27 protein-coding genes are annotated in these 22,168 nt (G+C 67.5%); 13 read left to right on the forward strand and 14 right to left on the reverse strand.

Features of this window, described 5'->3' with window-relative positions; genetic code table 11:
- The first annotated feature begins 28 nt into the window (after window positions 1-28).
- Genes IW245_RS13240 through IW245_RS13250 form a run of 3 tightly spaced genes read left to right on the forward strand, consistent with a single transcriptional unit; the run spans window position 29 to window position 2,439 of the window.
- Entirely contained in the window at window positions 29-1,057 is a 1,029-nt protein-coding gene (locus tag IW245_RS13240) for a GlxA family transcriptional regulator (protein WP_233472998.1), read from the forward strand.
- Window positions 1,044-1,628, forward strand: a complete 585-nt coding sequence (locus IW245_RS13245; protein WP_197003475.1) for an HD domain-containing protein — start codon at window positions 1,044-1,046, stop codon at window positions 1,626-1,628. Before IW245_RS13240 ends, IW245_RS13245 begins: the two co-directional genes overlap by 14 nt.
- A gap of 40 nt (window positions 1,629-1,668) precedes the next feature.
- A complete protein-coding gene (locus tag IW245_RS13250; RefSeq protein ID WP_197003476.1) occupies window positions 1,669-2,439 on the forward strand; it encodes an MBL fold metallo-hydrolase in 771 nt (256 codons plus the stop codon).
- 155 nt (window positions 2,440-2,594) lie between these two features.
- Here the strand turns inward: IW245_RS13250 and IW245_RS13255 are convergent, their stop codons facing one another.
- Window positions 2,595-2,864: an AbfB domain-containing protein gene (locus tag IW245_RS13255; protein WP_197003477.1), complete on the reverse strand. Its 270-nt coding sequence runs from the start codon at window positions 2,862-2,864 to the stop codon at window positions 2,595-2,597.
- Window positions 2,865-3,209: 345 nt separating this feature from the next.
- Between IW245_RS13255 and IW245_RS13260 the strand changes: the two genes are divergently transcribed.
- Window positions 3,210-3,590 carry a hypothetical protein gene (locus IW245_RS13260; protein WP_197003478.1) on the forward strand — a complete coding sequence of 127 codons (381 nt, stop codon included), beginning with the start codon at window positions 3,210-3,212 and terminating at the stop codon, window positions 3,588-3,590.
- Between the two features lie 142 nt (window positions 3,591-3,732).
- Window positions 3,733-4,401: a hypothetical protein gene (locus IW245_RS13265; protein WP_197003479.1), complete on the forward strand. Its 669-nt coding sequence runs from the start codon at window positions 3,733-3,735 to the stop codon at window positions 4,399-4,401.
- A gap of 323 nt (window positions 4,402-4,724) precedes the next feature.
- On the opposite strand, the gene IW245_RS13270 is transcribed toward IW245_RS13265, so the two are convergent.
- The 3 genes from IW245_RS13270 to IW245_RS13280 are packed head-to-tail and all read right to left on the reverse strand — an operon-like array spanning window position 4,725 to window position 7,242.
- The gene (locus IW245_RS13270) at window positions 4,725-5,240 is read right to left on the reverse strand and encodes a hypothetical protein (RefSeq protein WP_197003480.1); all 516 of its coding nucleotides are present in this window, start codon (window positions 5,238-5,240) and stop codon (window positions 4,725-4,727) included.
- Window positions 5,237-6,892, reverse strand: coding sequence for an alpha/beta hydrolase (locus IW245_RS13275; protein WP_197003481.1), 1,656 nt, complete (start codon window positions 6,890-6,892; stop codon window positions 5,237-5,239). The genes IW245_RS13270 and IW245_RS13275 overlap by 4 nt, the downstream gene beginning before the upstream one ends.
- The gene (locus tag IW245_RS13280; RefSeq protein WP_197003482.1) at window positions 6,889-7,242 is read right to left on the reverse strand and encodes a WXG100 family type VII secretion target; all 354 of its coding nucleotides are present in this window, start codon (window positions 7,240-7,242) and stop codon (window positions 6,889-6,891) included. Before IW245_RS13280 ends, IW245_RS13275 begins: the two co-directional genes overlap by 4 nt.
- Before the next feature lie 202 nt (window positions 7,243-7,444).
- Here IW245_RS13280 and IW245_RS13285 point away from each other — a divergent pair, with 202 nt between their 5' ends.
- The 3 genes from IW245_RS13285 to IW245_RS13295 are packed head-to-tail and all read left to right on the forward strand — an operon-like array spanning window position 7,445 to window position 10,268.
- Window positions 7,445-7,804: a hypothetical protein gene (locus tag IW245_RS13285; protein WP_197003483.1), complete on the forward strand. Its 360-nt coding sequence runs from the start codon at window positions 7,445-7,447 to the stop codon at window positions 7,802-7,804.
- Complete coding sequence (locus IW245_RS13290; protein ID WP_197003484.1) at window positions 7,804-9,123, forward strand: hypothetical protein; 1,320 nt, start codon at window positions 7,804-7,806, stop codon at window positions 9,121-9,123. Before IW245_RS13285 ends, IW245_RS13290 begins: the two co-directional genes overlap by 1 nt.
- A 53-nt stretch (window positions 9,124-9,176) precedes the next feature.
- Complete coding sequence (locus tag IW245_RS13295) at window positions 9,177-10,268, forward strand: S8 family serine peptidase (protein ID WP_197003485.1); 1,092 nt, start codon at window positions 9,177-9,179, stop codon at window positions 10,266-10,268.
- 21 nt (window positions 10,269-10,289) lie between these two features.
- Here IW245_RS13295 and IW245_RS13300 read toward each other — a convergent pair whose 3' ends face one another.
- From IW245_RS13300 to IW245_RS13330, 7 genes are all read right to left on the reverse strand, one after another.
- A complete protein-coding gene (locus IW245_RS13300) occupies window positions 10,290-10,667 on the reverse strand; it encodes a hypothetical protein (RefSeq protein ID WP_197003486.1) in 378 nt (125 codons plus the stop codon).
- A gap of 129 nt (window positions 10,668-10,796) precedes the next feature.
- The gene (locus IW245_RS13305; RefSeq protein ID WP_197003487.1) at window positions 10,797-11,612 is read right to left on the reverse strand and encodes a phosphotransferase family protein; all 816 of its coding nucleotides are present in this window, start codon (window positions 11,610-11,612) and stop codon (window positions 10,797-10,799) included.
- Between the two features lie 107 nt (window positions 11,613-11,719).
- Window positions 11,720-11,866 carry a hypothetical protein gene (locus IW245_RS13310; RefSeq protein ID WP_197003488.1) on the reverse strand — a complete coding sequence of 49 codons (147 nt, stop codon included), beginning with the start codon at window positions 11,864-11,866 and terminating at the stop codon, window positions 11,720-11,722.
- A 15-nt stretch (window positions 11,867-11,881) separates the two neighbouring features.
- Complete coding sequence (locus IW245_RS13315; protein ID WP_197003489.1) at window positions 11,882-12,994, reverse strand: radical SAM protein; 1,113 nt, start codon at window positions 12,992-12,994, stop codon at window positions 11,882-11,884.
- Window positions 12,991-13,338 (reverse strand): hypothetical protein, encoded by a 348-nt coding sequence (locus IW245_RS13320; RefSeq protein ID WP_197003490.1) that lies wholly within the window; start codon window positions 13,336-13,338, stop codon window positions 12,991-12,993. Before IW245_RS13320 ends, IW245_RS13315 begins: the two co-directional genes overlap by 4 nt.
- Window positions 13,339-13,363: 25 nt before the next feature.
- Window positions 13,364-13,624 (reverse strand): hypothetical protein, encoded by a 261-nt coding sequence (locus tag IW245_RS13325; RefSeq protein ID WP_197003491.1) that lies wholly within the window; start codon window positions 13,622-13,624, stop codon window positions 13,364-13,366.
- A gap of 98 nt (window positions 13,625-13,722) precedes the next feature.
- Window positions 13,723-13,971, reverse strand: a complete 249-nt coding sequence (locus tag IW245_RS13330) for a hypothetical protein (RefSeq protein WP_197003492.1) — start codon at window positions 13,969-13,971, stop codon at window positions 13,723-13,725.
- A 245-nt stretch (window positions 13,972-14,216) separates the two neighbouring features.
- Between IW245_RS13330 and IW245_RS13335 the strand changes: the two genes are divergently transcribed.
- On the forward strand, window positions 14,217-15,569 hold the full coding sequence (locus IW245_RS13335) for an NsdA family TPR-like regulatory protein (RefSeq protein ID WP_197003493.1): 1,353 nt from the start codon (window positions 14,217-14,219) through the stop codon (window positions 15,567-15,569).
- A gap of 9 nt (window positions 15,570-15,578) precedes the next feature.
- Complete coding sequence (locus IW245_RS13340) at window positions 15,579-16,280, forward strand: SDR family NAD(P)-dependent oxidoreductase (protein WP_197003494.1); 702 nt, start codon at window positions 15,579-15,581, stop codon at window positions 16,278-16,280.
- A gap of 212 nt (window positions 16,281-16,492) precedes the next feature.
- On the opposite strand, the gene IW245_RS13345 is transcribed toward IW245_RS13340, so the two are convergent.
- The 3 genes from IW245_RS13345 to IW245_RS13355 all read right to left on the reverse strand — a co-directional run bounded on the left by IW245_RS13345 (window position 16,493) and on the right by IW245_RS13355 (window position 19,756).
- Window positions 16,493-17,164, reverse strand: a complete 672-nt coding sequence (locus tag IW245_RS13345; protein ID WP_197003495.1) for a hypothetical protein — start codon at window positions 17,162-17,164, stop codon at window positions 16,493-16,495.
- Window positions 17,165-17,812: 648 nt separating this feature from the next.
- Entirely contained in the window at window positions 17,813-18,784 is a 972-nt protein-coding gene (locus IW245_RS13350; protein WP_197003496.1) for an alpha/beta hydrolase, read from the reverse strand.
- A 198-nt stretch (window positions 18,785-18,982) separates the two neighbouring features.
- A complete protein-coding gene (locus tag IW245_RS13355; RefSeq protein WP_197003497.1) occupies window positions 18,983-19,756 on the reverse strand; it encodes a transposase in 774 nt (257 codons plus the stop codon).
- A gap of 187 nt (window positions 19,757-19,943) precedes the next feature.
- Here IW245_RS13355 and IW245_RS13360 point away from each other — a divergent pair, with 187 nt between their 5' ends.
- From IW245_RS13360 to IW245_RS13370, 3 genes are all read left to right on the forward strand, one after another.
- Complete coding sequence (locus IW245_RS13360) at window positions 19,944-20,165, forward strand: hypothetical protein (protein ID WP_197003498.1); 222 nt, start codon at window positions 19,944-19,946, stop codon at window positions 20,163-20,165.
- Between the two features lie 459 nt (window positions 20,166-20,624).
- Window positions 20,625-20,942: a PadR family transcriptional regulator gene (locus tag IW245_RS13365; RefSeq protein WP_197003499.1), complete on the forward strand. Its 318-nt coding sequence runs from the start codon at window positions 20,625-20,627 to the stop codon at window positions 20,940-20,942.
- Window positions 20,939-22,033: a hypothetical protein gene (locus tag IW245_RS13370; protein ID WP_197003500.1), complete on the forward strand. Its 1,095-nt coding sequence runs from the start codon at window positions 20,939-20,941 to the stop codon at window positions 22,031-22,033. Before IW245_RS13365 ends, IW245_RS13370 begins: the two co-directional genes overlap by 4 nt.
- Window positions 22,034-22,168 lie beyond the last annotated feature (135 nt).

Below are 22,168 nucleotides of genomic sequence, written 5' to 3' on the forward strand. Positions count from 1 at the left end.
CATGCCGGGGTTCCTGAAGCATCTAGGCGTGCCTGAAACACACAGAGTCGTCATAGCGGTGTTCCCTGGCGTCGAACTCCTCGACGTCACGGGGCCGGCGGAGGTCTTCTCCGTCGCGTCCCACGTCATCGGGGCCGGCCGGCGCGGATACCACGTGGAGATCGCCGCCACCAACGCCGGTGCCGTGCGCACGTCCAGCGGGGTCCGGCTCGTCGCCGACCTGACCCTGGCGGACGTCGACGGGCACGTGGACACCCTGCTCGTGTCGGGCGCGATGCGCCATGACGGCCCCGCCGTGGAGGCCGTGGTCGACGCGACGGTCGTCGACTGGCTGCGCACGGCCGCGCCACGGGCCCGGCGGGTCGCGTCGGTGTGCGCGGGGGCGCACCTGCTGGCCGAGGCGGGACTGCTCGACGGGCTGCCCGCGACCACGCACTGGCTGACGGCCGGGCGGCTGGCCGCGGAGTACCCGAAAATCGTCGTTGATCCTGATCCGATCTTCATCAAGGCCGGGCGGATCTGGACGTGCGCCGGCGTCACCTCGGGCATGGACCTGGCGCTGGCGATGGTCGCCGAGGACCACGGGCAGGCCGTGGCATTGGCCACCGCCCGGATGATGGTGATGTACGTGAAACGTCCCGGCGGGCAGAGCCAGTTCAGCGTGCCGCTGTCGGTGCAGGCACCCTCCGGGGACAGGATCGACGCGCTGCGGCTGTGGATCGCCGACCACCTGACCGGCGACCTATCCGCCGAGGTCCTCGCCGGGCGGCTGCACCTGAGCGTGCGGCACTTCGCCCGGCTGTTCCGGCAGCGGACCGGCGACACACCGGCGTCCTACGTGGAGGCCTCCCGGGTCGAGGCCGCCCGCCGGCTCCTGGAGGACACCGACCACGGCCTGCCCGAGATCGCGACCGCCAGCGGGCTGGGATCGGTGGAGACGCTGCACCGGGCCTTCCGCAGCCGGCTCGGCACCACCCCGGCGGAGTACCGGCGACGCTTCCGCTCGCCGGCCGCCTTCGACCACGACCAGAGAGGTGAATCCCGTGCAATTTCCTGACTCGCCCCTCGCCCGGGCCGCCGACGAGCTGCTGCGCGCCGCGTGCGCGCCGACGCTGGTGGCGCACTGCCACAGGACGTACCACTTCGGCATGGCCCTTCTCGAAAACCAGCGGCGTGCCGTCGACGCCGAAGCGGTGTTCATCGCCGCCGCGCTGCACGACCTGGCCCTGACCAGCGCCTACGACGACCCCACGGTCCCGTTCCAGGCGCACGGAGCACGGCTGGCCCAGCAGGGGCTGCTCGCCCGCGGAGCCGGCCCGGACCTGGCCGAACTGGTGCACGACGCGATCGCCCTGCACCTGGAGCTGACCTCGGCCACCGACCCCAGGCCGGAGGTGGTGGCCGTCCACCTCGGCGCCGTGGCCGACGTCGTCGGGGCGCGCCTCGACCAACTGACGCCGCGATTCGTCGCCGACGTCCTCGACGACCATCCCCGCCACGGCTTCACCGCATTCGTGACCGCGGCGTTCGGCCACGAGGCGGCGGCACGGCCCGACTCGCGGATCGCGGTCCTCGTCCGCGACCACGGGCTCCTCGACCTGGTCGCCGCCGCACCGTTTGAGGACTGACGACACCCTTCACCCCGCACGACATCCATCGGGAGAAACCATGTCCAGCACTGCTGTCATTCCCATGCCCGTACTCGGCAAACGAGGCATCAACACCTACCTCGTCCTGGGCCGGCGGCCGATCGTCGTGGACGCCGGGCTTCCCGGGAACGGACGCAAGATCTACGACCAGGTCGCCCAGCACGGGGTGGACCCCAAGGACATCGCCCTGATCGTCCTCACCCACGCGCACATCGACCACTTCGGCGCCGCCACCGAGCTACGCCGGCTCACCGGGGCGCCCGTCGCCGGGCACGTCGGGGACCTCGCCCAGTACCGCACCGGCCAGGTTCGCAAGCCCTACCTGCCGACCGGGCCGATGGGGCGGGCCATGGCGGCGAACAAGCGGCTGCACATCCCCGTCGAGGAGGTCGAGCCGGACGTGCTCCTCACCGGCGAGCTGAACCTGAGCGACTACGGCGTCGACGGCCGGATCATGCCCACCCCCGGACACACCGCCGGCTCGGTCTCCGTCCTCCTGGACTCCGGCGACCTCGTCGCCGGGGACCTGGTCGCCAACGCCTTCATGGGACTCATCCCCGGCCGGCCCGCCAACCCGCCCTTCCACGACGACGCGCGCGGGAACCTGGCCAGCCTGCAGAGGATGCTCGCGCTCCAGCCGACCACCCTGCACGTCGGGCACGGGCCGGCACTTGACCCCGAACGGGTGCGCCGGTGGGCCCGGGAGGAGGACTCGCGGCTGCGGGAACTCGACGCGACCGGCCGCCTCGCCCGGCGCACCGAGGAGCCCGACACCGCGGCCCGGAACTGACCACCGTCGGACACCTCAGGGTCGGGCCGGAGCGGGTGGAGACTTCCGAGTCTTCGATCCGACGCGCGCCGGTGTCGGCCGCGATGCCGAGCCCCGATCGGCCGTCCGACGCGTGAGCGACGCGGACGGCCGATCGGCGCGGTCAGCGGGGATGGTTACCGGTCGACCCAGGCGGGGGTCTCCAGCCACCACGAGGCGTCATACGCGAACAGGCTGGTGCCCTGGTACGGGTCGATCCAGACCTCGCCGTCACGGTGGCGGAGGTAGTAGCCCGGGTAGTTCACGGGCTCGAACGAGTAGCAGGTTCCCGCCAGCCCGGGCCGAAGCTTGAACGACGCGTCGTTCTTGAGCAGGGTCCCGCTCCAGTAATCCACGTGCGCGATGTAGCCGGGGGTCGTCACCCGGATGGAGACGCCCGCGTCCACGTAGCTTGCCAGCGCGGCCGGCTGGGCCGGGCTGGCCGCCGACGCCGGCGTGCCAAACAGCGCGGTGGAGCGCAGCCGCCACCAGCCTGTTCTGGCGGCGGTGGCAGCGAACCAAACGGGGTCCGTTCCAGACGGACCATTGCTCTGAGTCTGGGCGCGGCCCAGGGCGTCGGCTACGCCGCCTCGCCTACATCTTCAACCCCGCCGCGGGCAGCTCCACGCTGACCGGCCCCGCCGTCGACGTCGTCACCTACACGATGTTCACACTCGCCCTGCTGTTCAGCATGGCGGGCTTGGCGATCCCGCCGGTGCACCGGTAGTGCGGCCCGGTCCATCTGTCCGCCGATGGAATTCATCGTGGTTCCAACACCGGGGGTCAAGAGCGGACCTACTGGCTCGCTACTGGAACCGCGATGGTTGCTCAATCCCCTACTTGACCTGCACAAACGCATCGCTTCAAATGACCAGTCCACCGCCCAAGGCATGCGGGGGACGGACACGTGGGGCGGCCCGACGATCCCGCCCAGTCCGCAGAGGCTCAGCGACCGTCTGCCGCCCGACGCCATTCCGACCATGATCTCGATGCGTTTAGGCGGCGCGACCATCCAGGTCTTCGCCGACAAGTTCGGAATCTCGCGGTCGAGCGTGAAGAACATGCTGCAACGCCACATGCAGGGGTTCGACTTTGCGCAGCCGGCAAACACGAGTGCCAGGTCTTCCTTTTGAGACAGGCGCCTCACGAGGTCGGCTACGCAAACCATATTCAAATCATACGACCCAGCCGACGCGTACAGGAAGTAAGCTTGCTATATCACCCCGCCGGACGAGCCCGACAAGCGCGGTAAAGAATGTGGGCGCTATGTTTCCGATGACTCCCCAGATCCCCAAACCGCCGCCCCGGCGTTTCAAGCTGGGATTTGGCCTTTGGACCAAGATCATTGGTTTTTTGATCTTCTTGGCTCTCGTTGCTGGCATCTGGGTTTTTCCCTCGCGGCAAAACCACGGCGGCAATGCCAAGACTGTGACCCCACGCAATCCGCCAGTCGCAACGGCATCGGCCCGACCGGGCACCACTTCGCCGACCCAACATGATCCCAACGCTCTGCCACCCGCCGACCTTCAGGTCTGGTGCGGCATCGAGCCGATGGGGCTGGGAATCTGCGACCCGAGGGCGGGTGCAACGGCCCTGCCACCGGATCTGGCGGCGAACGCTAGTCCAGAGCAATACGTCCAACGTGCCTGGACCATACGCACACGGGCGATCGAGCAGGGCAACTTGTGGCTGCTAGCTCAGGCCGATACTCGCTTCCATGAAGCTTTCGAGGCTGACGCCGCCGTGATTCACGCGAACGGGCCAATCCCCGGGTTCGAAACCACCAATGCTATCGTCGATCTTAGCGTGGTGACCAATCCGGACACCACGCTCAACGCAACGCTCTATACGCGCACCGCACTTGGCAAGACGGCCGAAGGCACCATGTGGATTCTGATCCAGAGCCTGGGCGATGACAACTACTACCTCAACAATGTTCAGTAGTTTCATCACGCAATTCCTCACCCACTCAACTCACCGGCTCTCGTGAATTTGCCCTGACGAATGACCGCCCGAATCATTGCGAGCATTCTGCGGAGAGAATCGGACTGATGCAGTTCGCGACTCTAGCCTGACGCGCCACGCGGCTTGATCGACCTGTGGACCAACAAGGAACTCGGATTCGCGACTATCGACTGGCGCGAACTGGAGCCAGACCCAGCGGATTAGAAACAGCACACCTCGGTCGAACTCCCCCAGAGCCGTGCTGATCCACGCTTGTTCGGTGTGCTCCCTTGCACTAAGCCGCGAGCCGCTTGACCCGGAGTCTATGAACTGTTCGGCAAGTAGCAGGGAGACGTAATCATGAACCCAATATTCTCATCGTTGGGCTCGTCAGCATTGATATTGAATCCGTCAGCCGGGTTGCGCACGGTGATCGACCACGTGCCGTCCTTCACCTGATGAAGATCTTCAGTGATCTCGTAGTGCTTGTTGCGCCAGTCCTCGCGCAACTTGTCCAGCGCCGCCTTGTGCTGCTCTGAGGACAGACGAAGGCTGTAGGTCCCGAGGACATAGAACCGGTCGTCCTTGGCCGCCTCACCGTTGCGGCCCTCGCAAGGCGCCGGTCCGAGGCCGAACTTCTTGCTGGGTGCCTCGGGGTTACCGGTGACGAGTACCGCCAGGTCGCGGAAATACGTCTCGACCTGCTTGGCGGCGTCGTCCTTGCTCCGGGTCTGCAAGGGCTTCTCCTTGTCGGATGTGCCGCATCCCGCGAGGAGCAGCAATGCCGTGAGCGCGGTAGCAACGCCTCGGGTCAACTTGGTCGATCTCTTCGAGATCACGGCGCAGCCTCCACAGTGAGATTGGCCTTTCTCGGCTGGCCGCCGATGATCGCGCCCTGGTTGTGCAGGCTATCGCTGTCCGGGTCCCAGTAGCCGCTGTGGCCGCTGGTGTCGACGTTGTACCGGTTGGCGCCGAACATCTCGTCGGACGGGGCTGTGTTGTGCGCGAGTGGGCCGGCCATTGTGACGACGTCTTCGCTGGCCGCCCCGGCGTAGACGTGCCGTGGGTCGATGTGCAGGTCGCGGGCGGAGTTGACGTCCATGCCGGGGCTGCCTGCGGTCACGATGTCGTCGACGGCGAGGTGCCCGACTTGGGTCGCCTGGCCGATCACGGTAGAACCGTAGCTGTGCCCCACGGCGGTGAAGTGGGTCGGCGGCCCTTCGTGGCTGGCGCGGAGCCCTCCGACGAACTGGTCTAGCGCCGCACCGCCCTGTTTCGCACGGTCGGATGCTGCGGCGGAGCCATCCCACTCGGGTGCGTCGTAGCCGATCCACGTCACGACCGAGACCTGCCCGGTGCCTTCTGCGAACTTCGATGCCGAGCCCTGCAGTTGGGCGGCCCGGTCCATCTGTCCGCCGATGCTGTTCATCGTGGTTCCGACGCCAGGGACCAGTGTGGCTGTGTGCGCTGCGGTGTCCGGGTCGCCGATGGCGACGATCGCTCGGCCATCGTGGGTGACGGTGTCCAGGCCGAGAAGAAACGCAGGCGGGTCACCGGCTCCGTTGATCCTGCTGTCGATCTTCCCGAGGGCTGAGTCGCGGGCGTCGAGGTTGGCGATGGTCGTCATCAGCCGCGCTTCCTCCTGCCCGAGCTTGTCGGCCGCGTACGGGTCGGTCGTGGAGGTGTGGGTGCGGGCTTCGGCCAGCGCGAGCCGTACGGCTGCGAGTTGGGCTTCGGCGTCGGCGCGCTGGACGGGTATCGCGGCCCGGGCGTCGGCCAGGACGATGCGGTTGGCCTGGTCCCGGTCGCGGGCAGGCACCCCGTTAAGCCATCCGATCAGTTCCGGGTAGGCGGTGATGGCGTACCCGCGTTCCTCCGGGCTGAGGCCCTGCCACCAGGCGTACACCCCCTTGGGGTCCCGTCCACGTTGTGCTTCTACCGCCGCCCGGTCGACCAGGCCGCGGCCGGTGCGCTGTGGGATGACTCCGTCGGGGCTGGGGGTGTTGGCGGTGATCCTGGCTGCGGTGGTGGCGTCGAGGCTGCGGGCCTGGGTGGTGATGTCGGCGAGGTGCTGCAGCAGGGTGCGGGCCGACATGGTCGGGCGGCCCATGTTGCCGGGGCCGGACTCGGGTGGGGTGATCGTCCCGGTCTTCGGGTCGATCCCGTAGCCGGCGTCTTCTGCTTCGCTGATCACCTGCAACGCCCGGCGGCGGAGCGTGATCATGCCGTGGGCGTAGGCGTCCAGCGCCAAGCCGATCTGACGGGTGGCGTTCTCCGCCGCTTCGAGGTCATCTCCCAGCGCGAACAGCGCACCGCTGGCGGAAGCCGCGGCCTGGCCTTTGCTCCACACCTGCGGGAGCCGCCGGTTGGCTCGATCCGCGTCACCGGCGGCACTGGTCAGCGCACCAGCGATGGTCGACCAACCGGTCGGCAGGAGATGCAGCTCGTCGGGATTCAACGCCAGGAGCTGCGGGATCGTCAGGTCGCTCACCGCTGCGGCCTGCCGGTGTCAGGGTCCAGAAGCTGGTGCAGCTGGCGGTGGTGGTCGGCGGCCCGGGTGTCCGCCTGGTCGTAGGCGTTGGCCGCCGCGGTCAGGTTCGTTCCTGCGGTCGCCAGCCGCGAAGCGGTCGTGGCGAGGGTCGTGTACCAGCGGGTCGCGGCTGTGCGGGCGGCATCCAGGGCTTGTGACCCGGTGGCCTGCTCGGTTGCGGCGAGGCGGTGCTGGGCTTTGGAGTGGGCGTTGCCCACCGCTGCGGCGGCACCGGAGACCTCACCGCCCAGTTGCCGTAGTGCGCCGGGGTCAACGACGGTCTGACCGCCCGCTGTCTCACGGTCTCGCACGAATGCCTACCCCCCGGTCTCGGCTGCTTCGCTGACTCGTCGGCAAGCCTGCCGGAACGGACGAAGGACCGCAACCCGCTCGGTGCGGCCTATCGGGCCACCGGACTGTGTGTTGCCCGACTTGCACCATCCCCCTACAGTGGTCGCTGCCGCCGCCTACCCATCGACGGGTGCCCGGTCGGCACAAGGGGAGGGACACCGGATGACGGGGACCAGCGGTGGCACCAGCCTCGACCCAGTGGCAGTCGCAGCACTGCTCGGCCGGTTGGACGGCTTGGATGCGGTGCTCACGGGCGCACGCGTCGTCGACGAGCAGACAGGCAAGAAGCAGCATGATTTCGACGCCGACGCCCGGCAGTTCGCTGCCGGTTCGGGGCTGGCCTCGGCGTTGGAGCTGGCACGACGCTGCGGGAGCGGCATCAAGGACGCCCACGTGGTCGTGCGGTCGATGGACACCGACTTCGCCAGCCTTATCAGCAAAGCCACGACAGCTGTGCGGTCCACCGGCGGCGCGGACATGGCCTCGGCCGATGGGGTCGAGCGTTCCGGTGAGGTGTGGTGATGGCAGAAGACAACGGGCCCAGCCTCGACAGCCGCGGGCTGTTCGCCCAGCTGGCCAAGATGATCCGCGCCGACGACCCGCAGCAGCTGCGCAACAACGCCGACGCCTGGCTGACCCTGTCGCGCGGCCTGCACGAGCGCGCCTCGACTGTGCGCCGCGAGGCCGACGAGCTGGCCCGGATCTGGCCGGACGCGACCGGTTCGACGATCGCGTCGGCCCTGCACAACCACGCTGCCAACCTCGAACGCGAAGCAGGCACGTACCAGCACAACCACGGAATGGTCACCAACGCCGCCGCCGCGCTCACCGAGGCCCAGACCAAACTCGACGCGATCGAGAACGACCCCAGCACCACAGAAGCCAAAGCCGCCGCGGCCCAGGACATCATCACAGCGCTCGACGGCGACTACCAGACCAGCCACTCCCGGATGCAGAGCCCACAACTGGGCACGGCGATTTACGGGAATGAGCGACCGGTCGCCGGCGGCGAACCCCATCCCGACTGGACCAGCACCGATGCGGGCGAAACGCCTGGTCACGCAGCACCGGGCACTCCCGGAACACCACCAAGTCCGGGCGCGCCAGCGCCCTCGCCAGGTGAGCACGGAACGACGCCCCGAGACGAACCGCCCATCGAGATACCACCAGGGATCCCGGAGCGACCCCCAGCCGGTGGCGGAGGTGGGCTGGCCGGCGGCGGTGGACCGGGCGGTTTCGGCGGAGCGGTCACCAGCGGCGGGCCTTCGGGCCTTGGCGGCATCAACCTCGGTCCGAATGGCGGACCTGTGATGGGCGGCAGCTCGCCTGCGGACCCGCTGGGGCCCTCCGGGTTCGGAGCTGGTAGAGGGCCAGGTCCCGGGGTTCCGTTCGGCACGAGCGCAGGTGCCGGGCGATCTGGTGGCAGCGGTCCGGGGATGCCAGGCGTCCCCGGTGCCGGACAGGGCGCTGGAAACTCGCGGAGCCGTCGCCGTTCCAGCCGTGCGGTCGGCGACTGGTTGGCCGTCGACAACCACGCCGCACCGGCCGTGCTCGGTGGACGCCGCCGAGCCAGCGACGACAACTCCCCCGAGGCCCACCGCTGGGAGGAGGCCGACCAGCCCTTCGGTCAAGACGAGGAACAGCCGTTCGACCTGCTCGGCATCACCACCGACGCCGGCCCGGGACCCGCCGACGACGTCTGGGAGTACATCGACGTCGACACCGCCGACGACGAACCAGACGAGGCCGGCCGGGACTGGCGCGACGGGCTCACCGACACCGAGCTGGCGGTGTGGTCGACAATGTCAGGTGTGCAACTCGCCCCCAGGTCCTCTCCGTGACAGGTCGCCACCAGCGGCGGCTCGGGCGGGCGGTCGCGGGCAGCCTGGCCGCCTTGGTCATCCTGACCGCGACCCCGGCCTGGGCCGACGGCGTTCGTGACAAACAGTGGCACCTGCCCGTTCTCCACGCCGCCGAAGCGCAGGCAATCAGCCAGGGCGATGGCATCATCGTCGCGGTCATCGACTCGGGAGTTGAGGCCACCCACCCGGATCTCGTCGGCAACGTGCTTCCAGGTGTGGACCTCACTGGCGGGACAGGTGACGGGAGCACCGACACCCACGGGCACGGCACCGCCATGGCTTCCGATATCGCCGGCCACGGGCACGGCGATGCCAGTGGTGTACTGGGGCTGGCTCCGAAGGCCAAGATCCTGCCCGTCCGGATCGCCACCGGTGCAAGCGGCGGCGACCTCGGCACCGGCATGCACTGGGCCGTGGATCATGGTGCGAAGATCCTCAACGTATCCAGGACATCCGCTGACCTGTCCAGCGTGCGCGAGGCCACCGACTACGCGCTCGCCAAGGGGGCGATCGTCGTCGCGGGCACCGGCAATGAAGGTGCCACCGTCGGGGCCCCCGCGATGTATCCGGGCGTGATCGCCGTCAGCGGTCTGGACAAGGCCGGCGCACTGTGGGCCTCGTCGAACCGCGGGCGCGAAACCGTTCTGGCAGCACCAGCTGTCGACATCACCTCGGCCCGAAACGGTAACCGATACGCAATGGCCGACGGCACCTCCGACGCCACCGCGCTCGTATCCGCCACCGCAGCCCTCATCTGGTCGCAGTACCGCCAGCTCGACGCCAACAACGTCATCAACCGCCTCATCAGCACCGCTGACGACAAGGGCGTGCCCGGCAGGGACGACCAGTACGGGTTCGGCGCCGTCAATCCCTACCGTGCCCTGACCGAGAACGTCCCCTCGGTGTCGACCAACCCGCTCGTCGCGCAGACATCGTCGAGCACTCCGAGTGCTGTGCCCGATCTGGGAACTCCGACGGGCAACCCAGCCGATGATTATGGTCCTTCGCGTGGAACCTACCTGGCGATCATCGGTGTGCCGATTGCCGTTGTGCTGGGGGTCTTGGGCGTGGTTGTAGCGGTGTTCGTGCGCCGTCGCCGACGAGCCGCGAGAGCCCAATCCTGAGCCGCCACCGGCGAGATGGATTCATAAGGGCGAGGCCGTTCGAGCAAGAATCCAGCTGGGCTCTGGTCCTGGAACTGGCATGAGCTGGTAGCAGATTGCCGGATCAAGGTCTTCGTCGCAGAACAGCGTCGGGACCGTGATGGCGTAGTTGCCCGTCCGGGCGAGCCGGTGCACCATTGCCTCGCTCAAGAGCCCGCCGGTGACCACCCAGCCGGTCCCGTCGTGGCGCAGCTCGAAGGAGCCCTGGGCGGTCATCCAGTTCTGGGGTACCAGTGTCCCGTCGGCGGCAAGGAGTTCGAGCCCAAAAGGCTGGCAGCCGCCGGTGGTTGGGTCCGGGCGCGTGGTGTCGAGGATGCCGATCACCGGTCCGACGCTCGTCGTCTCGGATGTGTCGCTCATGTTCCTCTCTTCGTCGGCGGTAGGTCGAGGCAGCTAATTGCATGGTGCTGCGCAAAATTGCAGGGTTGAGAAGCCCGGCATGGCGGACAGCCCTCCGGCCATGGCGCGAAGGGTTGGTTGATTAAGAGGTCAACTGGTTGCGATGCCTCGCCACTGGGCCCAGTCGCGGACGACGGCAACCATGCACTGCTTCCAGTCCGCCGGATCATTGGCGGCGATCTCGTCCCACTGGCGGACGCTTGCGGCGGCGAACGCGTCCAGCGCCCGGTCCGGAGCCGCTTTCCACGCGGGAATCTGTGCAGCGATAGCCTCAGCCTGTTCGGGTGTATGCCCAGCTTCCAGGAGTCGGAGCACGAAGCAGGCGGGGTCGATCCAGGCCGCGCCTCGGGTGGGCCAGGCCCAGTCGATGATCCAGGCAGCGTCGTCAGTGCCTATCAGGATGTTGACCGGGTTGAAGTCGGTGTGCAGGAGCGTGTCGCCCTCGAACAGCGCGAGATCGTCGGGGTCGGCGGCGTAGCTGGCCCAGCGCTGGGGCGCGTGCTTGAGCTCGGGCAGCTCCGGGCACGGCAGCCCGCCTAGGGTGTTCATGACCTCGATGACGCCGGGTAGGTCCGCCGAGCCGGGCGTGTAGTCGGCGTGGCGGCCCTGGACGTACTCGAAGCCGAGGAGGTCCCAGCCGTCGACGTCGACCTGCCACAGCATCCGGGGAGACACCTGCAGCACGTACGGGTTGATGGCTGCTTCTCGTCGCTGGGTGATGACGCCGCGGTGGTCCAGGCGCAGGCCCTTGACGAAGATCGTGTCCCCGGATTCCAGGGTCAGGAATGCCGCGATCTGGGAGTTGAGACCTTCGGCTGCGGTGGTGCCACTGGTCACGGGCCCGGTGCGGGCGGTGATCGCGTCGCGGACGCTGCCGGGTAGGTCGGTCCAGTCGGTGCGCTGCATGGTTCCCTCGTGGGTCGTGGGCGGAGGGCCTTTGGGAAGGTTACCGATCGCCCCGTGGGTGGTGGTCGGGGCTGGTTGTGACACGCCAGCCCCGACTCGAGGTTTGGTTAGTAGGGTGCGTCGTCGCCGGCGTTGCAGGAGCACATCGTCGACTCGACGAGCTCGTCGAGGTCTCCGATGAACTGGACGGTGTCGGCGTCGGTGCCCTCGGTCAGGCGGGTCGGTCCGAGTTCGAGCAGTGCGGTGGGTGACATGAGCGTTCCTCCTCTTCAGTGTTGGCAGAACATGTTGAGCGGGGCCTTGGCCTGCCGGTAGAGCTTCACCAGGGGCGGGCAGGTCCCGCAGGTCCCCTGCAAGGTGCACCCGGTGCAGGCGCCCTGCCGGAGCATGAGGCCGTCGGCGATCCCGCCGAGGCGACGTAGTCCCTCCAGGCCCTCGTCCATGAGGTGGATCTGGGGGTCGCGGCCGACCTTGCAGATCGAGGCGCGGCCGTGGGGGTCGACGTGGAAGAAGGTGTGTCCGGCGTTGCAGCCGGTGAAGGGCCTTCGGGCGCGCAGGTACTTCTGCGACTGGGCGGGGATGGATTCCGGGCCGCCGTAGATCGTCGGGGACATGTTCGCGTACACCTGATGCGGGCTGTCATACCGCCCAGCCAGCGCTTCCATCGCCTCGACCTCGTGGGCGTTGGCGTCGCACACGATGACGTTCAACCGCAGCGGCAGCCCGGCCGCGTGCGCCGCGTCGAGTCCGGCGATGAACTTCCGGAACGTGCCCTTGCGACGCGTCACAGCGTCGTAGGTGGCCTCGGTCGCCCCGTACACCGACACCGTGATCCGGTACGGGCGCATCGTGGTCAGCAGTTCCAAGATCTTCGGGCTCGACAGCCGTGACCCGTTGGTGCTGATGCTGATCATCATCCCCAGCTGGTAGGCCAGGGTGTACACCTCGGGGAAGAACTGGTCGATCGTCGGCTCACCGCCGGTGAGCTGCACCCACAGCACCCCCGCGTCACGCAGGATGTGCAGGAGCCGCTGGCGGCCCTCCAGGTCCAGGCCCTCGAAGCGCTTCTCCCCGAGGTAGCAGAAGTCGCAGCCGAAGTTGCAGCCCAGGTTCAACTCGTAGGACGCCCGGCTGTAGCCGAAATCGGACGGCTCACGCACCAGCACGGCCTCGGCCGCCGGCTGGGTCGCGATGTCCAGCCTCCAGCCGGTCTGGGCAGCCTCCCCGAGCCAGCGCGGGACCAACTCACCCTCAGCGGTGGCACGTTGGATCTCCGCGAACCGTTGGCGGCCGATCTTGATTCCGTTGGAGTGGCCGGGGCGGACCAGGAGGAAGTCGTCCAGAAACTTCGCGGCGATGATCTGGTGCATGGGGCTCCTCACGTCAGGCTCCACAGCTCCCACCGGGGCGTCTTCTTCCCGGCGGTCGCGTCGGCGCGGATCTCGTAGGTGCAGTCGGAGTTGAGCCAGCACTCGCCGCGCTCGGTCGGCAGCGAGGCGATGGACCGGTCCTTGCGGGTGATCTTGTGCCGTCGGTCCTGCGGGTCGACGGCGAACCAGTCGCCGTCCTCGGCAGCCAGGTTGTAGGAGGTTCCGGGTACCAGCCAGAACCGGCGTGCGCCGTCCGGGCCGGCGGCTTCGAGGCTGATGACGCAGGCTGAGCCCCATTCGGGGTCGTACCAGGTGTCGAGTGCGGCGATGCGGATCGCCGTGTCGGCGGTGGTCATGCTGCGGTCCTTGTCGTGTTGAGGTTCAGCCGATGAGCCAGGCATCCCAGCCGGCGGCGCCGTGCTGGAGGAAGTACACAGAGCCGTAGTCCAGCGGCAGCTGTTCGCCGGTCGAGGTCGGCAGTGCCAGGGGCGATGGGCTGCGGGCGGTGAGGTAGTAGATCCGCTCGGCCATGAGCCAGTCAGAGGAGCGGACCTCCCAGCCCAGCCCGTTGAACACCAACCGGTAGGTCTCCCACGGGGCCAGCCAGAACGCAACGATCTCGCTGCTCGTAGCGCTTTCCACGCGCAGTCCCGGCAGCTGGTGTCGACACCGACCGGTGCTGCTAGGCGCCTCGGTGGCCAGGGTCGCGAGCAGGATGCAGCCCGCCATCGGCGGCGCGGTCACTTTCGGTTCCCGGTGGCCGGGGGCTTGAGGCCCGCGAAGTTGACGAACACCCGGCGCCTGGCCGTGGCGTCACCCCGGTCGTCCAGCACGTAACCCTCCAGGTAGCCCCAGCCACCGACCGAGGACTTGGCAATGACGGCGACGACGCGCACCAGGAGAGGCCGCCCGAACTGGGGGCTGGCGGCCTTGGTCAGCCGGACCACATCTCCGGCCTGGAGTGGCTGGCTGAGGATCGTTGAGCTCATCGCGGATCACATCCATCGCGTCGTCGGGCTGAACGGGAGCCCTCCTGGCTCGCGTCGGGCGGTACGCTGAGTCACCGACCGACCACCACGAGAGGTGCGTCTATAGGTAACTCCCCCGGCTGCCGACGAGGCCAGCATGACGTTGTTGTCTTCGTGTTGTCTCTGCACGTCAGACGGCGTTCGACAGTCGTTGTCATGGGCGGATGGCGATACAGTCGCTCTAGGACAGAGAGGTCCCCAAACAGATGACACGACGTCTTCTCAGCTCGCCGGACGCGCTCAGGCATCCCCTGAGCTACGTTCGTCATGAGCGGGGCTGGACGCTTCAGGATCTCGTCGATGTCATCGCCTGGCGGGTCGGGAACATGGCCGCCCGCCGCGAGAAGGCTTGGAAGTGGGAGAACTGGGGAGTCGTACCCGATGTCGAGACGCAACTCGCCCTCGCCCGCGAACTGGGGGTACAGCCCGAGCTGGTTCAGGCACTCGGGTGGCCGAGCTGGCTGCCCGTCGGCGACCAGATCACCCAGGACACGCCGTGGTCAGCCGACGGAGCCTTCGCCCAGCTCGACGCCACCGCTGGGTCGGCGATGGTAGACCGCCGCGGCTTCCTGATCATGGGAACCGGCATCGCCACCCGCCTGGCCGACGACTGGCTCAACATCGACAGCCAGCAGCTCGTCTCCGTGCTCCGCGGCGGCCGAGTCGACGCCGGCCTGGTCGCCTGCTTCGAGCAGCGCCTCCCCCAGCTCCGCAAGATCGAGGCCGCCATCGGCGGGGGCAACATCCGCAGCGTCGTCGACACCGAGCTGCGCCTCGTCACCGATCTGATCGCCCATGGCTCCTACACCGCTGACATCGCCCAACGGCTGTTCACCGTCGCCGGCGAGCTCGGCTGTGTCGCCGGCTGGACCAGTTTTGACGCTGGCTGGCACGCGGCGGCCGAGCGGTACTGGGTCGCAGCCCTGCACGCAGCCCACACCGCCGGCGACCGAGGACTCGGGGCGAACGTGCTTAAGTGCATGAGCTTGCAGCGCGTCGACGCCGAACGGCCCACCGAGGCTCTCGGCATCGCCCGAGCCGGCCTTGAGGGCGCTCGCAACGCGCAGGGCCCGGTCGTGGCGATGCTGGCCGTCCGCCAGGCCCGAACCCACGCCATGCTCGGGGACGCCAGCGAGTGCGAGCAGCTACTCCTCCTCGCATCACAAGCGATGGAGCGTCCGGAGAACCGGCCGACGCCGCACTGGGCGGCGTACTTTGACCGCTCCGAGTACTGCGCCCAGGTCGCCGCCTGCTACCAGCAACTCGGCCGCCACCAGACCACGAACGAATGGCTCACCCAGGCGCTCGCCCAGCAGCCCGAGGACCGCAACCGGGACCGCGCGACCTACCTCATCTGGCACGCTGATGCGGTGCTCAACCTCGGCGACGTCGAACACGCCTGCGCCCTCGTCAGCCAAGCCGTGCCCGACATCGCCGTCGCTCGCTCGGCGCGCAACCAGAAGCGGCTCAACGACATCCACGCAAAGATTAAAATCCACCGCAACGTACCGGCCGTCGACCTGCTCACCCAGCAGGTCCGCGAACTGGCCGCAGCCTAGGGAGCACGCATGGTTCAGCGCGTCGCACTGGTCACCGGCGCCAACCGCGGCCTCGGCCTCGCCATCGCCCGCAGGCTGGCCAAGGAGGGCCTGCACGTCATCGCCGCAGCCCGAAGCGAGCGAGCTGCCTTCGAGACCGCCGCGCTCCTGACCGCTGAGGGCCTGTCCGTGTCCGGCCACCAGCTCGACGTCACCGACCCGGCCAGCGTCGCACGGGCCATGGCCGACGCCGGATACGAACACGGACGCCTCGACGTCCTGATCAACAACGCCGCCGTCGCCATCGACCGCGGGCAGGCCGCCGCATCGGCCGACATGGAGAAGGTCCAGGCAACCCTCGACGCCAACCTTACCGGTGCCTGGCGGTGCTGCACCGCCGCGATCCCTGAGATGCGCCGCAACGGCTACGGCCGCATCGTCAACGTCACCACCCACATGGCCACCTTCGCGCGCATGGGGACCGGCAGTGTCGCCTACCGCGTGTCCAAGACCGCGCTCAACGCCCTGACGTGCATACTCGCCGCCGAACTTGCATCCGACAACATCCTCGTCAACGCGGCCTCACCCGGCAAGGTCGCCACCCGAATGGCCTACGGCAAAGCCGACCGAGCCCCCGAAGAGGCAGCCGACACCTTCGTCTGGCTCGCGACGCTCTCCGATGATGGGCCAACCGGCCAGCTGTTCCATGACCGCCAGCCGTTGGCCTGGTAGCTGTCCGGGCAGAGCGGCTGTGCCGGCCGGAGCCTTGTCCAATCATGCGTAGCCCGAACCTCCGGCCTTTTGCCGGAGGTCGTGTCGGGACGAGTGAATCGTACAGGCCCGCTGGGTCAGCAGAGTGCCGATAGCCTGACGGAGCGCCGGTTCGGCGAACTGGCCACTAAGAGGTCCGCCACCCGCTGCCGCTGATTCCCCAACTCACGAAACTAGTCAGCGCACTCGGGTGCGCCCAATAGGCCCAACCCGTTGCTTGCCGACATGGACATGTCCATGACCGCGAATAGGTGCTCCCTGTCCCCCTGGTCAACGAAGCCACCACGGTCTCGCAGATCTTGGGCCGCCTGTCGCAAAGAGCTGGAGGCCTGTTGAAGATGATTAACATGGCCCTGCACTTGAGTGAGTATGTCTTGAGGTGCCGCAATCTTGGCAATTTCCGTCGCCAATTCCGAGTCCAGGGTAGCCATGGATGTCAACATTTCGGCGAATGCTTTGACTTCGGCGGCAGTCATCGTGCCGTCCGAGAGCTGTGGAACGGGAATTTTCTTGAACTTCTCCTGAGACTTACTGCAGACGACGTTCACCGCCTTTGCCCACCGCTCATGGTCCTGCGCCGATGATCCGGAGCCTGCTGATACGATTGAGCTACCCGCCTGCGACTGACCGCCAGAATTGACCGTAGTCACAATCCCAACTATTGTTCCAATGGCTCCAAGAATGCCAAAAACTATGCCCACTATGAGTTGTATGAGGTTCAGCCGAAAGCCGAGAACCGTGTAGCGATGCGAGATACGGTCGACATTAGTCGAGCTATTACTGGAGGGGATCCTTGGCGAAACATCCATTTCGATCTCCTGCCTGGGCGGGCTCTCGGTCCACAACTAGCCCATCCAGCAAGATCGATCAATAGTTTTTGGGTAGTTTGTTTTGCGAGTGCCCGTGCGGTCGTCATCCGCTAACCAGGTCAGATACAGATCGTCGCGATCCGTTGTCTTGAAGCCGACAAAGGATCGTCTGCTATGGGCTAGTTGTTGGACTTGTCCCAGAAAAGTGCTCCAAGGCCATTAGGCTGCGCGGTCTAGGGCCACATGCTGGTGATCTTTCTTTCGCCCAGCCTGGGTTCATCCAATATCGCATCCAAGCTTATTGCTCAGCGAGCAAGTCCTTGAACCTGCAATCGTCCAGCAACTCCACCACCTCGGAGTACCATTCGGTTCGAAATTCGTTCCACAGCTCGCCCCAGGAATCATTATTTGAACATGAGGCTATAGCCTCGAAGGCTTCATTAAGCCTAAAATTGAGAGTTTCGCCGTCTAACGATGACCGGCCGCAGCGACCTGGACGCGGGCGGCGATGCTCGAAACGCCGCCTCAGCGCGTCCATGGCTACAGCCGGGTGAGGTTCCTGTTTGTGGCGGAGAAGGACCAGGGCGGCTGCTGGTGTGATCGCGTCGATGCGCGGGCGAGGTGTCAGTAGTCCGGGGGTCGTTGGCCCACCCCTGGCCGGCCGAAAGTCTTCCGGTTTTCGTGCTAGTTGGCTGCGATGTGCTCGGAGAGGAACCGGGCCGTTGCGTCGATGACGTTGTCGAAGTGTCCGCCGTGGCCGGGGTAGTGGAACGCGTGCTTGGCGTGTTCGTACTCGAGCAGTGTGCACTCATTGCCGGCCTGCGCCATCACGTCCCGGAACCGGCGCACGTGGTCGATCGGTTCTACCTCGTCGCTGGTGCCGTGCTGGATCAGCATCGGCGGATTTCCCGTACGCACGAACTCGATCAGCGAGTACTCGATCGCCCTGCCCTCAGCGATGCCGACCGCCTGTTCGACGGAGCGCCGCAGCTTTGGTGAGAAGGCGAGCAGGTCCATGCCCGCCGGGTTGAGGGCCACGACGGCGGCGACGCCGGGCTCGGGTGCCGGTACGGGCCCGCCAGGGGGGATCATCGCGGCGACGAGCGCGAGATGCGCACCGGCCGAACTGCCTCCCGAGGCCAGACATGACGCCTCGAGCCCGCGTAACGCGGCCAGTTTCCCGTAGTGCTCCATCGCCCGCCGGACGTCGGTGACGCAGTCGTCGATGCTCACAGCGCCCTGACCGAGAAGCCGATATCCGGCAGACACCGCGAAGATCCCGCGCGAGGCCAATGCACGGCAGTGCGGGGCCAGCCCGTCGGCTGATCCCCTGCGCAGAGCCCCACCGTGGAACAAGACGATCCCAGCTGCGGGCCGTGTGCCCTCGGCTGGCTCGAAGACCAGCAGGGGTAGTTCACTGCCGTCGACGGCTTCGTAGGTCGCCGAAGATTCACGGAGGGCCGCCATGGACAGCATTCGACCACCAACCACAGATGGCAGCAACCACATTGAAGCCTCGCGGAAACGTCGCGGGACGGCGTGCGGTGTCGGCGTGGCCTGTCGGGACACGCCGGATGTGTTGTCCTGCAACGGGAAGACGCGGGCGCCTGGCGGATCGGCGCGATCACCGCCGCCGCCCTCGTCCTCCTCCACCACGAATACGACCGCACCAAATGATCACCCACAGCCACGAACCGCTACAGAGAAAGTTTCAATTGCCCCGTTCGCCGCCACAAAAGACGTCGGGCCCCGCGAACCTGGTTCGCGGGGCCCGACGTCGACATGACGCTAGAAGCTGTCCTGTAACTGATCTTGGCAGGGGTTGAGCCACCCCGATCGGTCGATCAGGGTGGCTCAGCTCGTCAAGGCAAGGTTGTGCATGCGGGCGACGGCGAGGGCGGCGAGGTGCACGCCGTCGCCTCGGCGTCGGCAGTCGCGGAGGATCTTCCAGCACTTCATGCGGGCGAAGACGTGTTCGACGCGGGCCCGGACGCGGCGGTGGGACGCGTTGTGTTCTTCCCGCCACGGGTCCAGGTCGACCTGTCCGGCGCGACGGCGGTGTGGGATGAGCAGGCCGGTGCCCTGGTAGCCGCCGTCAGCGATCACGATCGCCGTGCCGGCACGCTTGTCGACGCCGGACTCGGCGTATGCCACGCAGTCGTTGCGGTTGCCCGGCAGCGGCCGCCCGATCGCGACGACCAGACGCGTGTCGGCGTTGATCAGGACCTGCAGATTCACGCTCGTGCGGTAGTTCTTCGACGATGCGCCGACAGCCCGGTCCCGGGTCGGGACAAGTGTGCCGTCGACGACCAAGACCTCGCCTCTACGACGGGGCGTTGGCTGTAGCGCCAGGAACGGGCCGAGGCGTTCGATGATCCGCCCCGCGGCCGAGTGCGTGATTCCGAACAGCGGCCCGACCTGGCGCATCGTCAGATTGGTCCGGTAGTAGCAGGCCACCAGCAACACCCGGTCCGCCAACGGCAACGACCACTGTCGACACGCCCGCCCATCGGCCACCGCCGCCCCGCCGAGCCGGGCGACCTGGCGCACCAGGACCCGAAACTGCCGCACCGACAGCCCACTGAACAGCTCCACCCACTGCCGCTCCGACGCGGTGATCACAGCCACGCCAAGATCGTCGATCAAGCTCAGCGAAGCGTTACAGGACAGCCTCTAATCTACGGCGTTTTGAAAATCAGCCGAAGTACCCCGGCGGCGCCACCAAGACTGACCCGAAATACCGAGCGAGTCCATCGTCGTCGCAGTCGTCGCCGCCCTCGCGATCGAATCCGAGAGTGACCCCGCCACATGTCGGATGCCACGGATCATCGAGGTCAATCTCGATACCCCGGTTCCGAAGTTGATCCATAACCGTATCGGCAAGTTGACCAAATATGTCGATCCCATCGAACATCGCGCGGACCTCACCATCGGCGACCTCGGGACGCCACAACTGGACCGCGCTGACTCGACCGTCATCGAAGTGAACGAACACATCTCGAGTCAAATCCTCATCGCGAACCCGAAGTCGCGGTGAGTCGCTACCGGGTGTGTCGCATCCTCCAGCACGCCCCAGCTCTCCATCGCGGCGCGGGCTTCCTCGACGGTCATCCCGAAGAGGATGGGAGGCACGCCAGTCTGTGGCTGTAGTTCAAATATCAATGTGTGGATGCCTGCTCCCGCTCAACAACCGCCGCCGCAGCGCCCGGTGCCTCTCGATCTGATCAGCGTATTTGCCTGGGAACCGGCGCTCCATATCCTCACACTCCACCCGCATCGCAGCATCCAGTCCCCCATGTCGATCAGTTCCTTCTGCCGCTGTCGCCAGGCTTGCGATTCGTAGCCCCTGTCGGTGGAGTTTCGGAGCCCCGGTAGGTGGAGTACAGCGCCAGGCGGTCGGCCGTGGGAACTGCCGGTCGGCGGGCCGCCGACCCCACCGAACGTGGCAAGAGAAGGATCTCTTGACCCTTACCGCTACTTGAGTAGAGTTAAGGGCATGCAGCGGAATCGTGGTCTGTCCGCGCAGGCGGTCACCGTCCTGCGGGCGCTGGCGGTTGACCCGTCGCGGTGGCGTTACGGCTATGACCTGGCCACGGAGGTCCACCTGAAGTCCGGCTCGCTGTACCCGATCCTGGTCCGCCTGGCCGACCGCGGCTTGCTGGAGGCGACCTGGGAGCCGGGCCCCGACGGCCGGCCGCCCCGGCACCTGTACCGGCTCACCGGCACCGGCCGGGAGTACGTGGCCGCACTGCCGGCCGCCCAGTCCGTCCGGGTCGCCCCGCACCCCAAACTCCGTCTAGGTGAGGCGTCATGATGCCGCTGTTGTTCGTTTTCCTCGTGGGTATCGGGGTGGCCGTGATCCGTCGCCGTCTCCTGGCGGCTCCGGGAGACCCGGTGGTCAGCCAGGACGCTCCGGCCCGACTGCTGGGCTGGGCTGTCGGCCTACTGGCCCCAGACCGGCAGGAGTGGGGCCAGGCGATGGTCGGCGAGTTGGACCGGCTCGACGACCGGGGCCGGCGGTGGCGGTTCGCCCTCGGCTGTGTCGGCGCCGCGGTGGTCATGCCGCCGTGGGGGCGGGCCGCCGCCGCGCTCAGCGCGCTGATGGCCGTGGCCGCCAGCGCCGGCGGGCTGGCCGTCTACACACACGTGCACTACCGGCTGAGTACCGACGGCTGGACCTGGGCGGGTGCGGCGTTCCTGGTTGTGCTCCTCGTCGGCTATGTCCTGGGCGGCAGCGCGCTACTGCGCCGCCCCGGCGTGGCCGCTCCCGGGCTGATCGGCGGGCTGCTCGTCACGGCAGTCTGGCTGACGGTCGGCGGGTTCACCTTCGATCAGTGGCTCAACACCCACGGGCAAGGCCGGTCGATGTTGATCATCGCGGTACCCGTCGTGGTGGGGGTGTTCGCCACGTTGTGGGGCGGCAGCGCCGCTATCGGCCGCCGCGCCGCCCGGCTGGCATCGGTGACCGCGGCCCTGGCCACCTACCTGTACGGGATTCTGGCGGTCGCCGTCCTCGGCGCCACAGGACACGATCCCAGCGACGGCTGGACGACCGCCCAGATCGTCTCCGACAACCTCGGCAACCAGGCCGTGTTCTACCTGATGGCGCTGCCCCTGATGACCGCGACCGTCGGTTGGGCGGCAGCCGCCGGCACCGCCCGGCTTCGCTACGGCCGGCTAGCCACCACATCGCCGGTCGCGCTCCCGACCGCAGCGGGCACGGACCCGGCGGCGGCGAGGGCTTCAGCAACCGCTCGCCCGCACCTTCACGACGACGCACCCAGCACGCCGTCCTCAACGGCGGGCCGCCAGCGCCGGACCTGGTACCTCCTGCTACTGGGCGCCGCCCTGGCAGCGACGGCGTTCCTCGTCTTCCTCACCTTCCTCGCCCCTCATCAGAGATAGGCACAGACCCGAGGCCAGGGGCCGCCACCCGATCCTCTATCGACCCGTTGAGCACCTCAGCGCCGCACAGTCCCAGGCGTCATGCCCGGTGGCGCACGCCTCCCCCGGCTTGCCCGCCGCGCACTGCGTGCTCGC

It is taken from the genome of Longispora fulva, from assembly GCF_015751905.1.
Classification (GTDB): domain Bacteria; phylum Actinomycetota; class Actinomycetes; order Mycobacteriales; family Micromonosporaceae; genus Longispora; species Longispora fulva.

What these genes read in the sequence shown, in the direction of transcription:
- IW245_RS13250 (WP_197003476.1), top strand. Translation starts at nt 1,669, where the DNA reads ATGTCCAGCACTGCTGTCATTCCCATGCCCGTACTCGGCAAACGAGGC.
- IW245_RS13260 (WP_197003478.1), top strand. Translation starts at nt 3,210, where the DNA reads ATGGAATTCATCGTGGTTCCAACACCGGGGGTCAAGAGCGGACCTACT.
- IW245_RS13265 (WP_197003479.1), top strand. Translation starts at nt 3,733, where the DNA reads ATGACTCCCCAGATCCCCAAACCGCCGCCCCGGCGTTTCAAGCTGGGA.
- IW245_RS13285 (WP_197003483.1), top strand. Translation starts at nt 7,445, where the DNA reads ATGACGGGGACCAGCGGTGGCACCAGCCTCGACCCAGTGGCAGTCGCA.
- IW245_RS13290 (WP_197003484.1), top strand. Translation starts at nt 7,804, where the DNA reads ATGGCAGAAGACAACGGGCCCAGCCTCGACAGCCGCGGGCTGTTCGCC.
- IW245_RS13300 (WP_197003486.1), bottom strand. Translation starts at nt 10,667, where the DNA reads ATGAGCGACACATCCGAGACGACGAGCGTCGGACCGGTGATCGGCATC.
- IW245_RS13305 (WP_197003487.1), bottom strand. Translation starts at nt 11,612, where the DNA reads ATGCAGCGCACCGACTGGACCGACCTACCCGGCAGCGTCCGCGACGCG.
- IW245_RS13310 (WP_197003488.1), bottom strand. Translation starts at nt 11,866, where the DNA reads ATGTCACCCACCGCACTGCTCGAACTCGGACCGACCCGCCTGACCGAG.
- IW245_RS13320 (WP_197003490.1), bottom strand. Translation starts at nt 13,338, where the DNA reads ATGACCACCGCCGACACGGCGATCCGCATCGCCGCACTCGACACCTGG.
- IW245_RS13330 (WP_197003492.1), bottom strand. Translation starts at nt 13,971, where the DNA reads ATGAGCTCAACGATCCTCAGCCAGCCACTCCAGGCCGGAGATGTGGTC.
- IW245_RS13335 (WP_197003493.1), top strand. Translation starts at nt 14,217, where the DNA reads ATGACACGACGTCTTCTCAGCTCGCCGGACGCGCTCAGGCATCCCCTG.
- IW245_RS13340 (WP_197003494.1), top strand. Translation starts at nt 15,579, where the DNA reads ATGGTTCAGCGCGTCGCACTGGTCACCGGCGCCAACCGCGGCCTCGGC.
- IW245_RS13360 (WP_197003498.1), top strand. Translation starts at nt 19,944, where the DNA reads ATGCCACGGATCATCGAGGTCAATCTCGATACCCCGGTTCCGAAGTTG.
- IW245_RS13365 (WP_197003499.1), top strand. Translation starts at nt 20,625, where the DNA reads ATGCAGCGGAATCGTGGTCTGTCCGCGCAGGCGGTCACCGTCCTGCGG.
- IW245_RS13370 (WP_197003500.1), top strand. Translation starts at nt 20,939, where the DNA reads ATGATGCCGCTGTTGTTCGTTTTCCTCGTGGGTATCGGGGTGGCCGTG.